This is a genomic window from Tenacibaculum soleae, assembly GCF_030549005.1.
Lineage (GTDB): Bacteria > Bacteroidota > Bacteroidia > Flavobacteriales > Flavobacteriaceae > Polaribacter > Polaribacter soleae.
On record NZ_JAUOSW010000001.1, the window covers coordinates 101,070 to 117,372 of the forward strand.

The 16,303-nt window shown below is 30.8% G+C and carries 16 protein-coding genes; 3 read left to right on the top strand and 13 right to left on the bottom strand.

From position 1 onward, the window contains the following. Window positions 1-53: 53 nt before the first annotated feature. The 9 genes from Q4586_RS14000 to Q4586_RS00480 form a co-directional block, all read right to left on the bottom strand. Complete coding sequence (locus Q4586_RS14000; RefSeq protein WP_367997982.1) at window positions 54-308, bottom strand: uracil-DNA glycosylase family protein; 255 nt, start codon at window positions 306-308, stop codon at window positions 54-56. Window positions 309-879: 571 nt separating this feature from the next. Continuing rightward, entirely contained in the window at window positions 880-1,242 is a 363-nt protein-coding gene (locus tag Q4586_RS00445; protein WP_068701555.1) for a DUF8840 domain-containing protein, read from the bottom strand. After that, a complete protein-coding gene (locus Q4586_RS00450; protein WP_271405853.1) occupies window positions 1,242-2,594 on the bottom strand; it encodes a DEAD/DEAH box helicase in 1,353 nt (450 codons plus the stop codon). Before Q4586_RS00450 ends, Q4586_RS00445 begins: the two co-directional genes overlap by 1 nt. Before the next feature lie 199 nt (window positions 2,595-2,793). Next, entirely contained in the window at window positions 2,794-4,110 is a 1,317-nt protein-coding gene (nqrF, locus tag Q4586_RS00455; RefSeq protein WP_303525309.1) for an NADH:ubiquinone reductase (Na(+)-transporting) subunit F, read from the bottom strand. Then, window positions 4,110-4,844 (bottom strand): NADH:ubiquinone reductase (Na(+)-transporting) subunit E, encoded by a 735-nt coding sequence (gene nqrE / locus Q4586_RS00460; RefSeq protein ID WP_303525311.1) that lies wholly within the window; start codon window positions 4,842-4,844, stop codon window positions 4,110-4,112. Before nqrE ends, nqrF begins: the two co-directional genes overlap by 1 nt. A gap of 30 nt (window positions 4,845-4,874) precedes the next feature. After that, window positions 4,875-5,519, bottom strand: coding sequence for an NADH:ubiquinone reductase (Na(+)-transporting) subunit D (locus Q4586_RS00465; RefSeq protein WP_068701561.1), 645 nt, complete (start codon window positions 5,517-5,519; stop codon window positions 4,875-4,877). A 2-nt stretch (window positions 5,520-5,521) separates the two neighbouring features. Beyond that, window positions 5,522-6,262 (bottom strand): Na(+)-translocating NADH-quinone reductase subunit C, encoded by a 741-nt coding sequence (locus tag Q4586_RS00470; RefSeq protein WP_068701563.1) that lies wholly within the window; start codon window positions 6,260-6,262, stop codon window positions 5,522-5,524. Between the two features lie 2 nt (window positions 6,263-6,264). Continuing rightward, window positions 6,265-7,470, bottom strand: a complete 1,206-nt coding sequence (locus Q4586_RS00475) for an NADH:ubiquinone reductase (Na(+)-transporting) subunit B (protein ID WP_068701566.1) — start codon at window positions 7,468-7,470, stop codon at window positions 6,265-6,267. 3 nt (window positions 7,471-7,473) lie between these two features. After that, a complete protein-coding gene (locus Q4586_RS00480) occupies window positions 7,474-8,826 on the bottom strand; it encodes a Na(+)-translocating NADH-quinone reductase subunit A (protein WP_303525320.1) in 1,353 nt (450 codons plus the stop codon). A gap of 157 nt (window positions 8,827-8,983) precedes the next feature. Between Q4586_RS00480 and Q4586_RS00485 the strand changes: the two genes are divergently transcribed. Genes Q4586_RS00485 through Q4586_RS00495 form a run of 3 tightly spaced genes read left to right on the top strand, consistent with a single transcriptional unit; the run spans window position 8,984 to window position 11,747 of the window. Further along, a complete protein-coding gene (locus Q4586_RS00485; RefSeq protein WP_303525323.1) occupies window positions 8,984-10,204 on the top strand; it encodes a type IX secretion system plug protein in 1,221 nt (406 codons plus the stop codon). 41 nt (window positions 10,205-10,245) lie between these two features. After that, window positions 10,246-10,632, top strand: a complete 387-nt coding sequence (gene apaG, locus Q4586_RS00490; protein WP_068701572.1) for a Co2+/Mg2+ efflux facilitator ApaG/CorD — start codon at window positions 10,246-10,248, stop codon at window positions 10,630-10,632. Then, the gene (locus Q4586_RS00495) at window positions 10,632-11,747 is read left to right on the top strand and encodes a DUF3667 domain-containing protein (RefSeq protein WP_303525327.1); all 1,116 of its coding nucleotides are present in this window, start codon (window positions 10,632-10,634) and stop codon (window positions 11,745-11,747) included. The genes apaG and Q4586_RS00495 overlap by 1 nt, the downstream gene beginning before the upstream one ends. A 1-nt stretch (window position 11,748) precedes the next feature. Here Q4586_RS00495 and Q4586_RS00500 read toward each other — a convergent pair whose 3' ends face one another. The 4 genes from Q4586_RS00500 to Q4586_RS00515 form a co-directional block, all read right to left on the bottom strand. After that, window positions 11,749-13,092 carry a hypothetical protein gene (locus Q4586_RS00500; protein ID WP_303525329.1) on the bottom strand — a complete coding sequence of 448 codons (1,344 nt, stop codon included), beginning with the start codon at window positions 13,090-13,092 and terminating at the stop codon, window positions 11,749-11,751. A gap of 4 nt (window positions 13,093-13,096) precedes the next feature. After that, window positions 13,097-14,812, bottom strand: a complete 1,716-nt coding sequence (locus Q4586_RS00505; protein ID WP_303525332.1) for a hypothetical protein — start codon at window positions 14,810-14,812, stop codon at window positions 13,097-13,099. A gap of 8 nt (window positions 14,813-14,820) precedes the next feature. Beyond that, window positions 14,821-15,333, bottom strand: coding sequence for a hypothetical protein (locus tag Q4586_RS00510; protein ID WP_303525335.1), 513 nt, complete (start codon window positions 15,331-15,333; stop codon window positions 14,821-14,823). A 234-nt stretch (window positions 15,334-15,567) separates the two neighbouring features. Continuing rightward, window positions 15,568-16,245, bottom strand: a complete 678-nt coding sequence (locus tag Q4586_RS00515; RefSeq protein ID WP_303525338.1) for an NRDE family protein — start codon at window positions 16,243-16,245, stop codon at window positions 15,568-15,570. Between the last annotated feature and the right edge of the window lie 58 nt (window positions 16,246-16,303).

Consider the following 16,303-nt stretch of genomic DNA (forward strand, 5'->3'; position numbering starts at 1 on the left):
TGTAGGTAAATATTCTTTATGAGTACTAATCGTTGCTATTAAGGTTTTTTAGCTTATTCTTTCAGGCAATACTTTTGTGCGTATACCCCTATTAAAATAATTATTTTTACATTGGTTGTTTTATTCATCAACAGGTTATGCCATTGCGGAGCACATTCTTTCATTTGCGGTAAATCTCCTGATTTGCCTTTTCCTTGATAATAGAAACCCATAGGGATAATACCAAAATTATTAGCATCATAAAACTGACCAACTTTAACTCCTAACCATTTTCTTAATTGTTTTCCACTAGCATCATCCCATGGAATTCAAGATTGATGAACCTTTAACCCTGGCGCTTGACCAATAATTATAATTCTTGATGTTTTATTTACAAGTACAATAGGTTTTGGATCAATACAATATTTACATATTTTACATTCCTTTATTTTTGCTGATAAATTATTCATAGCAAAAAAATTAAAAAAGCATAAAAAAACACTCATTTTCCCTAAAATGAGTGTTTTTCTTCAAAACTTATGTTAAATTAATGATTTATAGCATAGCCAGCAGCTTTACCAAACTCAGCTAATTGCTCAAAAATGTTTTTAAAAAAGTCTTGAATCCCCTTAAATAATTGATTTTTCATAATTAAAAGTTATTAATTAATATTCCCTTATCACAAATATACAAAAACACAACCATCTAAAAAACAGGATAATAACTGTTTTATATAATTAGCTTTTAAAGATGTATAACTGGTATTTATCTTTATTGTAAACAACCAGTATACTCAAGAAACTAAACTTAGGTAACTTTTATTAAGTAAACTTAATGAAAAATCCTACTTTATATAAGTAGGATTTTTTTTGTTATTCGAAAAAGTGGTTTTTTAACTTGTTATAAAACTTTCACAAAATCATCAAAAGCGACATAATAAGGTTGATCTTTAAAAACAGGTGAACCAACACTTTGAGAATTAGCAATACCGATTCCTGCAAACCATATTTTAGCATGTTGTTTTTTTGCATGCTCTTTAAATGTTTCCATCCACAATACATCGTATTCTTGTGGTGTTTGAATATTATTTGTCGTTTTTACTAAAACAAAAATGGTAGGCTCTCCTTTTTTAAACAATACAAACTGGGGATGTTTTTTAAGTTCACTATTTATAGCAACAAATTCGTATCCCATTTCTTGTAGTTTTTTTCCTACAATATTCATTCCTAAATTATGCAGTTCTTGTTTGGTAAGTGCTTGCATTATTTTTTCTTGTTTCGCATATTATAATTCTTATCTCCTCTTGTTTTTGGCTTTTTGTATTTTTTAGCAATTTCTCTACGATATGAACCTCCTTGGTTGGTTTTTTGGTTTTTTTCTTTCTTTTCATGGAAAGCTGGACCTGGAACATACTCTTGAGATGTTCTGTTTTTATTAACCTCTCTTTCTTCCTTCGGACGTTCTTCTTCTGTTAATTGCTTTGATATTTCAACTTGCTCAGGAATTTCTAACTTAGGAATCTCATAATTCATTAACTCCTCTATTCGTTGTTTTGCTTCTTGTTCTTTTTCAGTAGCAAATAAAATTGTTTTTCCTTCATGCTCTGCACGACCTGTACGACCAATTCTGTGCATGTAATTTTCAGGAAAATGTGGCGTATTAAAGTTAATTACGTGTGTAACTTCCTCTAAATCTAATCCACGTGCAATAACATCTGTAGCTATTAAAATTCTCTTTTCTCCTTTATTAAATTGTTCGATAGATCGCAATCGATAATTTTGTGTTTTATTCGAGTGAATTACACATGATTGTGATGGAAACTCTTCTTTTACACATTCAAATAATCTGTCTGCATTTCTTTTGTTAGGTGCAAAAATCAATACTTTGCTGTATTCATTTTTATCAAATAATAATTCATTTAATAAATTAACTTTGGTATAAAAATTAGGCACATCATAACTTATTTGTTTGATGTTATCTAACGGCGTACCACTAACTGCAATAAATATTTTTTTAGGCGCTGTAAAAAAATCATCAATCAAAGCTTCTACATCCTCTGTCATTGTTGCTGAAAACATGATGTTTTGACGTCGTTCAGGTAATAAATCAAAAATATTTAATAATTGAAATCTAAATCCTAAATCTAACATTACATCAACTTCATCAATCACCAACTTTTGAATTGACTTCATTTTTAAAACATTACTCAACGCTAAGTCATATAAACGCCCTGGTGTAGCTACAATAATATCTGCTCCTTGAGCCACCGCTTGTTTATGTCTATTTAAAGGAATTCCTCCAAACACACCAACGGTACGTAGTGTCATAAATTCTGACAACTTTTCAATTTCACTAACCACCTGCACTACTAACTCACGCGTTGGCACCAATACCAATACTCGTGGATGTATTTGTTTTGAAAATTTTAAATCTCTTAATATCGGTAACATGTACGCAAATGTTTTACCGGTACCTGTTTGTGCAATACCTACTACATCCTTACCAGATCTTATAATCGGAAAGGCTTCTTCTTGAATTGGTGTTGGGTTTACAAAACCTAATTCTTCAATTGAATTTCGTAGCGGATTTGATAAATCTAAATCTTGAAAAGTAATCATTTACAGTAATTTGCCGCAAAGGTACGCTTTATAACTTCAAATACCATAAGTATGTTACTTTGTAAAAAATAAACTAAAATTATACGAAAACAAAAAACCGATACATTGCTGTATCGGTTTTAACTATATTATAAAATAATCTATTTTTTATTGAAAAGATTACTTTGTCATATTTACTCGTAATGACATTGAGTTTTTATCCTCCAAAATCATCAAAACGGATGTTTTCATCATCAAGACCAAAATCTTCACCCATTTTTTGTACTGCTTGGTTCATTAATGGTGGTCCACAGAAATATAATTCTAAATCTTCTGGTGCATCATGTTTAGATAAGTATTGATCTATTACTACTTGGTGAATAAACCCAACAAACCCGTCTCCAGCTTCATCATTAATATCAGTTTTAACTTTCCAGTTATCTTGTTCCATTGGTTCTGATAATGCCAAGAAGAATTTAAAGTTTGGAAAATCTTTTTCTAATGCTCTAAAGTAGTGAATATAAAACAATTCTGCTTTAGAACGACCTCCGTACCAGTACGTTACTTTTCTACCAGTTTTTAACGTTTTAAATAAGTGATAAATGTGTGAACGCATTGGTGCCATACCTGCTCCACCACCTACGTATAACATTTCAGCTTCTGATTCATTTATAAAAAACTCTCCATAAGGACCTGAAATTGTTACTTTATCTCCTGGCTTTTGATTGAAAATGTATGAAGAGGCAACCCCTGGATTTACATCCATCCATCCGCCTTTGGCGCGATCGAAAGGAGGTGTAGCTACACGAACGTTTAACATGATCTCTCTTCCTTCTGCAGGGTAAGAAGCCATAGAATATGCACGCTCTACTGTTTCATTATTTTTCATTACTAATGGTCTAAGGTTAAACTTATCCCAATCAGCCTCAAACTTATCAGGCTCACCTGGGTGATCCTGTGGATGTGCTGTGATATCCATCTCTGAATATTTTATTTCACAATTTGGAATTTCAATTTGAATATATCCACCTGCTTTATAATTCATTTCTTCAGGAATTTCAACTACAAATTCCTTAATAAATGTTGCTACATTATAGTTACGTACAACGGTAGCTTCCCATTTTTTTATTCCAAAAATTTCTTCTGGAATAGAAATATCCATGTCTTGTTTTACTTTTACCTGACAAGATAAACGTACTCCACTAGCTAATTGTTTACGTGTAAAGTGTGGTGTTTCTGTTGGTAAGGCTTCACCTCCACCAGCATTTACGTGACATTCACATTGCACACAAGATCCACCTCCACCACATGCTGATGGTAAGAATATTTTCTCGTTACCTAAGGTTGATAACAACGTACCACCTGAAGCTACTTCGATTGTTTTATCGCCATTAATTGTAATTTTTACTGGTCCAGATGGAGCCAGTTTTTGTTTTACAAATAATAGCAATCCTACTAAAACTAATACAATTGCTAAAAAAGATATAACTGTTACAGCTATTGTACCTCCTGTACTTACTTCTAAAAATATCATTATTCTATAATTTTTTTAGTATTATCAGCTAATTTTTCAGCTTGCTGTTTTGCTTCTTCTTTCTTTTCTATTTTGATTTTTGCTTTAGGAGCTTCTTCTTTCTTTGCTTCATCATCACCTCCTGTTAACATACCTCCGAAACTCATAAACCCTATTGCCATTAACCCAGTAATAATAAACGTTATTCCTAACCCTCTTAATGCTGGTGGCACAGATGAATATCTGATTTTTTCACGAATTGCAGCAATAGCTACAATTGCTAAAAACCATCCAATACCCGAACCAATACCATAAGTTAATGATAAACCTAAAGTTGGTATTTCACGAGATTGCATAAATAAAGACCCTCCTAAAATTGCACAGTTTACGGCAATTAGTGGTAAGAAAATACCTAATGAGTTATACAATGCTGGCGCAAATTTTTCTACAATAATTTCTACCAATTGTACCATAGTTGCAATAGTTGCAATGAACATGATAAATGATAAGAAACTTAAATCGTAATCTGCATATTCTGCTCCTAACCAAGATAATGCTCCTGGTTGTAATAAATATTGGTCTAACAACCAGTTAATAGGTACTGTTACTGCTAATACAAAGATTACAGCAGCTCCTAAACCTACAGCTGTTGTTACTTTTTTAGATACTGCAAGGTAAGAACACATCCCTAAAAAAGTGGCAAATACCATGTTATCAATAAATATCGACTTGAAAAATAATTCTAAATGTTCCATTTTTCTATATTTTAATGAATCCTAACTAGGTTAGTCTTCGATTAATGCTTTGTTTCTACTACGCTGTACCCAAATAATAATACCTACAACAATTAATGCCATTGGCGATAATAACATGAATCCGTTATTCTCATATCCTAAAGCATATAATCCTGTTTGTTCTATTGGATCTCCTAATACTTTAAATCCTAATAAAGTACCAGAACCTAACAACTCTCTAAAGAAACCTACCGCAATTAAAATTACTGCATATCCTAAAGCATTTCCAATTCCGTCTAAGAAAGATCTCCATGGTCCGTTACCTAAAGCAAAAGCTTCAAAACGTCCCATAATAATACAGTTGGTAATAATTAACCCGACAAATACCGAAAGTGTTTTACTTAACTCGTAAGCAAATGCTTTTAATACTAAATCAACAATAATTACTAAAGCAGCAACTACGATTAACTGTACAATAATTCTAATTTTTGATGGAATGATGTTTCTCATTAATGAGATTACCACATTACCTACCCCTAATACAAATAATACTGAAATAGACATTACAATAGATGCTTTTAACTCTGCTGTAATTGCTAAGGCTGAACAAATACCTAATACTTGTATTGTAATTGGGTTATTATCCGCTAACGGATCCGTAATTAATCCTACGTCTTTTTTTGATAAAAGTCCCATAATTATTTTAATGTTTTAAAGTAAGGTACGTATAAACCTAATTCAGATTTAATCATTGCTGCAACACCGTCTCCAGTAATTGTTGCTCCTGCAATTGCATCTACCTCGTTATCATTTTTATCTTCGTTTTTCGGATCATTATTTGATTTAGATACAGTGATTCCTTTAAAAGAACCGTTGTTCATTAAATCTTCACCGATAAAATCATCCATAAAATAACGTTGCTTAATATTGGCTCCTAATCCTGGTGTTTCTCCTTTATGATCAAAAAACGCTCCTTGAATTACCATATTTTTATCCATTGCAACGTATGCCCATACAGCATCCCATAAACCTTTACCTCTAATTGGTGCGATATAAAACATTTTACCGTCTTTTTCACCCACAAATAATGGCAGTTTTCTTACGTTTCCTGCTTTGGCAGCTGTTTGTTGTTTTTTAACATCAATTAAATAAGCTTCAGCATTTTCGGTAACATTATCACCTTCAATAACTAATTGCTTTTTGATGTATTTTGAAAACTCACCAGCTACTTTATCTTTTGATACAAAAACGGCACTACTTTCGTCGTTTTCGTTAACGCCCATAGCATACAATATGTTTTGTTGCTTTTCGATACGTTTATTTCCGTCAATCATTGGGCGAAGTGATGAAGCTGTAAAAGCTAACAACGCACCTACTACTAATACCATTCCGATGGCAAAAAGTAGCGTATATCCATTACTATCTGTCTTCTTACTCATAATTAGGCAGTTTTAACTTTAGCACGTTTTAATCTTCTCTTTACATTTCCTTGAACCACATAATGGTCAATTGTTGGCGCAAAAACGTTCATTAATAAAATAGCTAGCATTACTCCTTCTGGGTATGCTGGATTAAATACACGGATCATAATTGAAATAAATCCGATTAAGAAACCGTAAATCCATTTTCCTTTATTGGTTTGTGATGCTGATACAGGGTCAGTTGCCATATAAACAGCACCGAATGCAAAACCTCCAATTAGTAAATGTTTCCAAAAGTCTAAACTCATTAATCCGTAAAACTTACTTGTTTCACCAATCCATCCAAAATCTACTACTTGATTAAAGATGAATCCCATTACTAAGGCTCCGATTACTGCAGATAACATAATTCTCCAACTTCCAATCTTTGTGAAGATTAAGAAAAGTCCTCCTAATAAAATTAATAATGTTGAAGTTTCTCCTACTGAACCTGGAATAAATCCGAAGAACATATCAGAAACCGAATGTGTTAATGGTTGCGATTGTGCTAAACTACCTAAAATAGTTTCACCAGAAATAGCATCAGCTGTACCAGCTAACTCTCTAGCATCGGCAACCCATACTTTATCTCCACTCATCCAAGTTGGGTATGCGAAGAACAAGAATGCACGAATTGTTAAGGCTGGGTTTAAGATATTCATCCCTGTACCTCCAAATACTTCTTTACCAATAACCACACCAAAGGCTACTGCTACTGCTAACATCCACAATGGTAAATCAATTGGTACAATTAACGGTACTAACATACCAGTTACTAAGTATCCTTCTTCTATTTCGTGCCCTTTTATAATACAAAACACGAATTCTATTGCTAAACCAACTACGTATGAAACAATTACTAATGGTAAAATTTTAACCGCCCCAACTAATAAGTTGTCTAGGTTCCAAAAATCGCCACTAAAGAAAGACATTCCTTCAGTAAATCCATTAATTGCTGCATAGTGCTGATATCCTGCATTAAACATACCGAATAATAAACATGGTACTAAAGCCATGATTACGATATTCATTGTACGTTTTAAATCATCTGCTGCCTTTATATGAGTTCCTCCGTGAGTAGTCTCATTAGGCAAGTATAAAAAAGTATGAAAACCATTAAATAGCGGTGCCATTTTAGTTCCTTTATACTTTTCTTTTAAATTATGTAAATTTTGTTTTAAGCCCATATCTTATCCTAATTCTTCTCTCATTAAATCTAATCCTTCACGAATTATTTTCTGGTGAGGTTGTTTAGATACACAAATAAATTCTGTTAAACCGAAATCTTCAGGCGCAACTTCATAAGCTCCTAACCCTTCCATTTCGTCAAGATCCTTATACATACATGCTTTTAATAATTGCATTGGATAAATATCTAAAGGAAATACTTCTTCATACGCTCCTGTAACCACAAATGCTCTGTGTTCACCGTTTGTATTGGTGTTTAAGTCGTATTTTTTCTTCGGATTTAACCAAGAAAATGTAAATGCTCTTGAAGTAGAAACTTTGTTAAATACTGGTTTATTCCATCCAAACAATTCATAATCGTCTCCTTCAGGAATCGCCGTAATTGTATTTTCGTAATATCCTAAGTAGCCTTCTTCACCAACCTGAACTCCGCTTAAAACGTTTCCGCTTATTACACGAGCGTTGTTAGCTTCTAAATTTCCTTTTACTATATCAGCAATACTTGCCCCTGCTAAAGCAGTTACGTATTGAGGTTTACTAAATTTAGATCCTGCTAAAGCAATTGTACGCTTTGCATTAAATTTACCTGTTAACAATAATTCACCGATAACAACTAAATCCTGTGGTGTAACTACCCACACAACTTCTCCTTTATTTATCGGATTAATTTGTGCTATTTGCGTACTTACATTACCAATAGGGTGTGGCCCAGATACATTGTGTAATTCAACACCTTTGATATCTCTAAATGGAGATAATGTTGAATCTTTTGCAACTGAAACGTTTACTTTCCCTTCTGTTAGTTTAGTTAAAGCAGTTAAAGCAGCTTGTAATTCGGCTTCTTTACCTTTTAAAGCATAATCATAATCGGCTGCTAGTGGTGCACTTGCGTAGGCAGATACAAAAATTGCTTTTGGTGCTTGATTTGGATTTGCAACAACATCATACGGACGTTGTTTTACAAATGGCCAACAACCTGAGGTTAATAAGTGATTTTTCACTTCTTCACCAGACATTGCATCAATATCTTTTTTACCAAAATCTTTGTATTCCTGCTGTGCATCAGCAGTGATTTTAAATGCTAAAACTTTTCTTCGGGCTCCACGAACGATTTCTGTAATTTTACCACTTACCGGACTTGGAAATAAAATACGTTCATCACTTTTTGAATGAAAAAGTGCTTGACCCGCCTTTACTTCGGTACCTTCTTTTGCTAAAACTTTTGGAATAACGCCGTGAAAATCATCAGGCTGAATCGCAAATGTAGTACCTAACGAAAGTTCGGTAGTTACTTGCTCTGCGTCGCCAACTAGCTTGATATCCAAGCCTTTCTTAATACGGATGTCTTTTGACATAGGAACTGATTAAATTGATTTTCTAAAAACAAGCAAATTTACAGATTTTGATTTTTTTGGATACGAATTTGTATTTTTATCTTTTCAATACCTCTTTATTTATACTTGTTCTAAATAGATATTTGTCTTTGGTCTACATTTTGATACATTTGCACTTATGATAAAACACCTTGCATTACTTTTACTTTTTAGCTCGTACCAAACGATTTACGCACAAAATATCAAAACAATTCAATTGCGACCTAAACACAATGCCCAACAATTTTCGGCAATTGTAAGATTAGGCCAAGTTTTAGAATTATCTTTTGATGATTTGGATGCCGATAATAAAGAATATCAATATAAAATTGAACACATGACACATGATTGGAAGCCTAGCAATTTAACTTCTAATCAATATATTGATGGCTTTGATGAAAACGAAATCATAAACATCACCAACTCATTTAATACACTTCAACCGTACACTCATTATGCTGTAAACATTCCAAATCAAAACACTATTATTACTAAAAGTGGTAATTATTTAATTTCAGTTTTAAATGATAATTACGAAGTAGTCTTTACAAGACGCTGTGTTTTTTATGAAGACATTACTACCGTAGGGGTTGCCGTTTTTAGAAGTAGAGATACAAAGTCTAATAACCAGAAACAAACTGTTCAGTTTACCATAAATCATCAGAATCTAATTATTAATAATCCTACCCAAGAAATTAACATCTCTTTATTTCAAAATCATAATTGGAATACGGCTATCAACAATTTACAACCGCAATTTATAAAACCACAACAATTAGTTTACAACCATGTTTTAAAAACAAACTTTTGGGGAGGCAATGAATTTTTAAATTTTGATAGCAAACATTTGCGTAACACAAGTTTAAACATTGCTAAAACCGAACGAAAAGAACTCTATCATAGTTATTTATATACTAATGAGCAACGAGTAAACAAAATATACACCTACGCTCCTGATATTAACGGACAATTTGTTGTGCGAACTTTAGAAGCAAACAACTCAAAAACAGAAGCCGACTACTCTATAGTTCATTTTTCATTAGAAGCCTTTGAACCTTTTGAAGACAAAGAAGTATTCATATACGGAGCGTTTAATAATTATCAACTTACAGACGAAAACAAGTTAAAATACGACCCTGTTAATGAGCTATATGAAGCTTCAATAAAATTTAAACAGGGTTTTTACAATTATAATTACGCCACCTTAAACAATGATAAAATTGTAAACTTGAATGAGATTGACGGTTCTTTTTATCAAACTGAAAATGAATACACTGTAATAGTTTACTACAAACCTTTTGGCGAAATTTATGATCGTGTTATCGGCGTTGGAAACGGATATTTTAACCAAAACAGGTAATTAAAATTGACAAAAAACTTAAAAAAGAGTATATTTATAGCATGTTTCAACAAATAACAAAAGGCATAAAAATAGCTGTTAAAACTACTTTTAACGGAGTTGTTTATCGTGGCTATCAACAATACCATTCTTTTAGCTATTATATTCTTATCGAAAACAACTCGAAAGATACCGTAAAACTAACCACCCGTTTTTGGGAAATTTTTGACGCACTAAACCATACCGAATATGTAGAGGGTGAGGGGGTAATTGGCGAAACACCTGTTTTAAAACCAAACGAAAGATACAATTACCGATCTAACTGTTTTTTACTTTCAACAACCGGCGCAATGCAAGGCAATTACAAAATGACAAATATGGAAACCTCTGAAGAGTTTTTAGTAACTATTCCAACATTTCAATTAACTAGCACCCCTACTTTAAACTAATGGCTAAAAAAAACAACGTTGTAATTATTAAAGAGCCTAATTGCTTAAATTGTGGATACCCTTTTACCAAAGATGAAAAATTTTGTCCTGAATGCGGTCAAAAAAACAAGGGTAAAAAAATTACATTAGGTAGCTTTATTCGCGATGTTTTTGCTGGGTTTTTCTCTTGGGATGCCAAATTTTGGAGAACAATAATTCCCCTATTAATTAACCCTGGAAAAGTATCGACTGATTATATTGAAGGCAAAAGAAATCGTTATTCTAATCCTTTTCGATTTTACTTAACCGTATCTCTTATCTTCTTTTTAATTATAGGAATCACTCAAAGCTACGACTCTTTTAAAGAACTTCAAAATGGGAAAAAAGTAAGTGAAAACAGTCCGAATATTAAGATCGACGAAAATGGCATCAAAGCACTTGAGGTAAATTTAGATTCGATACAACAAGTTGTTGTTAATGAAATTAGCGCACAAGATTCTACCGAAGCTAAAATGGTTAATAACAAAATAGACTCTTTAAAGGTTGGAGTAAAATCAAAACAATCATTATTAAACATTGGTTTTGATGACACAAATAAATTTTCAAGAATTATAAAATTTCAAAAAGAAAATCCTGACATTACGATAGACGCTGCCTTAGATAGTTTAAAAATGCAAAAAACTTTCGGAAATCGATTTTTATATTCTCGAACTGAAGTTTTTAATACTTTTATTGCTAAAGATAGCGAAACTCAAAAATTTTATCGTCAAATATTATCCTATGCTTCGATAGCCCTTTTTATTTTACTACCGCTTTTTACATTATTTTTAAGCATCATATACATCAGAAGAAAGTTTACCTATGTTGAGCATTTAGTTTTTGTTTTTCATACCCAAACTGTATTCTTTTTGCTATTTTCTGGCTTTTATTTAATTGGCTATTTAAAGGACACTGAATTTTTATTAGGTATCTTTTTAACCCTTTTTACCATTTACCTTTTTATGGCGATGAAAAAGTTTTATGGGCAAGGGTACTTTAAAACCTTTATAAAATTTTTAATGGCAAATTTTGTGTTTTTCTTATTAGCAATTATTGGGTCATTTACGATTTCATTTATCGCTTTCGTTCTATATTAGGCTATTTTAGCAGTTGATAGAAATAAATTTGCGGAGAATTTTTAAAACAAATAGAAATTGCTATTTTATTTTTATTCGTTACAAAAGCCTCCATCTTCTTAACAGATTGCAAATATTTATTAAATCTAACAGATGTAATTTCACTTGCTTTAAGATAGTTTTCAGTATCAAAAGAAAAAGAAAATTTATGCTGTTTATCACTCATAAAGTGAGTCGATTTTTCTCTATTAGAATACAACACCAATTCGTTCGGTCTATTTTTTACATATGTTTTAAAAAGAGGGTTTACTACTAGCAAACTATCGTTAGCCACATACTTAATTGCTTGTTTATTGTATAAATAGTTAAAAAAATTATTACCCCCAAACTTAACCTTAAGATCTGGTTTTATTGTTTCTTGAATAGTTGTTTTTGCTACTTTATTAAAATCATCGTCATACTCGTACGTTACTATGGTATCTTTTTGATTGATAAAAGATGTTATTACTGCATCAACCTCTCCGTTCCAATGTTTTTTTATCGAATCTAACGATAGCGTTGTTAATTTTTTAACCTTGTTTTTTTGTTCATTTTTCACAAAACCAAAAAGCAATTCTTTATTTATTTTTGCTGAAATATGCGCTAAAGATTCAATATTATGCCGAGCTTTATATGGTAAAAAAAAGTCTGTATCATTATTTAAATTACCTATAAAAAACAACTTATTTTTAGCAATACCTAATTCAATAAAACCATCTTTTTTGGTGGCTATTACTATAAGATTATCTGTTTTTTTAAGATAATCTATAACTTTATTTTTTTCAGGTAAATAGCTATTCTTTTTTAAAATAAAATCAAGGATATGAGTTATATCTTTCTCATTATTAAAATCAAACAACAGTTTTAGTTCATTGTTTTGCACAATACAACTAAAGTTATTTCGCGTAAAAAAAGTAACATTTTTCGAATATTGTTTTTTGATGAAATTTTCTTGCTCTAAAAAAGCCAGCAACTTTTGTTTATCATCAATTTTAATTGCACTACTAATCCAACTATTTTTTAAATTATTATGATTTGTATAGCAAAAAATATCTGTAGGAATATCTACAGCATCTAACAATGATGTCTTACTCTTACTAGTGTTTGTTTTAATTGTTTTTTTACTGGATGAAAAATACAAAAAAGGATGTTTTACAACATCCTTTAATATTTTATATTCTATTTTTCGTAAGTTAACACGAACAACCACATCTGCATAAGCAGGTATTGTATTCGCTATATTTACAGTTGGATTATATCTAAAATACCCAACTGTAAACAAAACACCGACTATAATTAAAACAGTAAAAACTACTTTTTTTAGCATCTAATTACTTTGCTATATCATTAATAATTTTAAACAATAATTGTAACGTATTTTCATCTTTTCCTTTGGTATTTAATCGTAATTCAGATGAAATTTTATTTCCTTTTAATTTTGACACTCTAAAACTAACATCTTTAACATTAGCTTTTGAGATACCTGCCATTTTTTTCTCATCTCTTCCAAACCATTCAGTTGGCATATTTTTAATTAAAGCATTAACATCAGTATAAATAACACTTGAGTTTCTTTTTATTAATTTACTATGTTTAGTTGCTTTATAATTTATCCTCCCAGCTTCAATATTAATAGCTCTTACTTTTGATGTTGTTATATACAACACATCGTTTTTAATTACTGCATATATATTAAAAGGAATATCTTTACTTTTTTTAATAAATTCAAAAACATTGTTAGATACAGTTACAGTTTTGTGTTTTTGACCTAATTTAAATATTTTAGTTAATAATTCTTTTTCTTCTGAACCAATCATTAACGTAAAATCTGGCACTACTGTTTTTTTAGTTTTTGTTACCTCTTTACGCTTGTAGTTTTCATCATACTTATAACTTGTGTAACTAACCTCTTTTTCTGAAAAATCATTTAAAACAAATAATGCATCACCAGTTACTAATTTAGCAATTGCTGCTTCATCAACTAATAATGAAAATAAATCTGCAACAACCGATATTTCTTCTTTAAACTTTGGTACAATACCGCCATACATTTTATTTATCATTGTTGGATACTGCTTTAATAATTCTTCCGTATTCATCGAAATACTCCAAAAAGCCAATGCTTTATTATGATCAAAGCTATTAATTAAAGTACTATTCATTTTTTGATTGTAAATCTTCTTAAAAGATTTCGACATATCATCACTAACAGCCATATCTAAAGTAATACTTGCATTATTTTCATTAAAAAACAAATTTGCAGTAACCTCTTCTACTCCGTAAATATTTTCTCCTTCTTTAGGCATAAAATAAGTCATTGAAGAACTTAAATTCCTACTAAAAGAACCTATTAAGTCAGACACTAACATTCCGTAATTACGAACCCAAAGCGTAGCAACTGAACCCTTTTTCTTTCCTTTTTGAAAACTTGAATTTGTAGCAATTCCGTTAGATGTTGAATTTTCTAAAATTGAAAAAGCATATTTTTTTGTCCATAATTGTGCAAATCTCTTTCTAACCGAATATATCGATTCTCCTTTTTCTTTTAATTTTTCAAAACGTTCATCATGTTTTTTAAAGTAGCTGCGTGACTTATCTCCGTTAACAATTAAAAGAATTTTATCATTCCAAATTCTTAAATCATTATACCCCTCAATGAAACTATAGCCATCTTCTTTTCTAATTTTCTTAATATCTCTTTCCGATAACATAGATTCAAATAATGCTCTGTCGTTTAGTTCTACTAAGAAAGTATGATATGAAATACTATCGCTTTTTTGAAAAAAGTAATATCCATTCGATTTAATATTAAAACCAGCCTTGCTTACTGATGTAATTTTATCTTCTCTTTTTCTATTAATATTTTTTAATATTTTTTTTCCAATAATATTTTCATTTACATCAGAAACACTTATTAAATCAAATAAATTATCTGCATTTGCCATAATAACAACATCTGCATTATTTGGTATTTTATTTTCTAATTTTTGAGCCTGTAAAACAACAATAGTGTTTACAAATAATAGGATAGCAATAATCTTTTTCATGGTTAATTTTAATTGTTAAGTTGTATTTTATTTTTTATGGTTTGCTTGTTTGATATAATATCTTGGGCAGTAACACGTAACATTACTGCCTTTTTATTTTTTGAAATTTTTGCTTGTTGATTCGTACATGATTTCACTGTAGATTCAAATCGATAAACACCTGTATATGTGGCTGTTTCAAAAACTTTACGATCTTTCATTTTTGTGCTTTGAAATGCTTTACCAATATTAAAATGATGACTACGCACAAATGTTTGTGTTGTTTTATCGTACTTAAAATGCTTGTGTTTTTGCATCGCCAAAGCATCTCTTTTAGAGCTAAATGCCGTTAAAACTGTATTAAGTGCCTCAACAGTATCAAAATCACACGATACTGTAACTATATACTCATCAAAGTTTAAAGTGCTTTTTACATGATGAATCCCTTTAGTTACTTTAATTTTTTGAACAATTTTATCCAGCTCTTTTTTTATCGTTTTTTTTGATGGCACTTTATAACCATTAACACTATCTAACAACATTATCGATGCTATTTTAGTTTTACTTTTACTTAAGTTTATGGTTAACATTGCCGACCCTGAGCCATCTTTATTAAAAGATATTTCTTCAATAAACTCAAAACAACTTGTAAATAAAAAGAGAGAAATTACTGATAAAAATAACAGTCATTTTTTACACATAGCTTTTTAGGGACAAAAATAACAAAATCTTTTGTTCGTTACCTCCCTATTTGTAGCCAAAAATGAAAAGTGTAACTATACAAATGGTTGATATTTTATTCCTGTTTTATTTCCTTCTTTTAAAACAGTCGTAACACTTACAGTTTTTACTTGCAATCTTTTCATTTTCAAAGACACATCAGCAGTTCCTTTTGTTTCGTCTGTATGAAAATCAAAAATATCTTTTTGAGAAAATTTTTCATTTTCTTGCAACCATTCATTAAACCAATCACGGCGTAATTGTTTCATTTCTTGAGTATACAGTGTAGATGACGACCAAATTTTAGGTTCATTTGCTAATTTTTCGAAGTATTTTTGCGCTCCATCCCATACCAATTCATATGCATTTAAACCGTTATTCCAATCAATTAAAACAATCGTGAAAGGTTCAATTCCTTCAAAATTAAACTGCTCTATTACAGTTATTACATCGGCTACTTTTAAAAATTCTTTTACAATTACCCCTCTACTCATTCGGTAACTTTCGACACGTTTATGTTTTTCAAAACCACCATTTAACAAACAAATTAATCGTTTTTTTTCAGACAAACCAATCCAAGTTCCACCCGCTAATTCATCTTTCGGATACGTTAATTTAACACCATCTTCAACATATTCTTTAGGCGCTATTGTTTTCCTTTTCGGGTCTTCATCTCTATTTGAAGTTAATATAAAATTATGATCTCCTAAAGGTAAATAAGTTACCGTGCACATATTGTATTATTTTTTGATAAATGAGACGTAAAAACAACTTAGTAATTACTAAAATAAA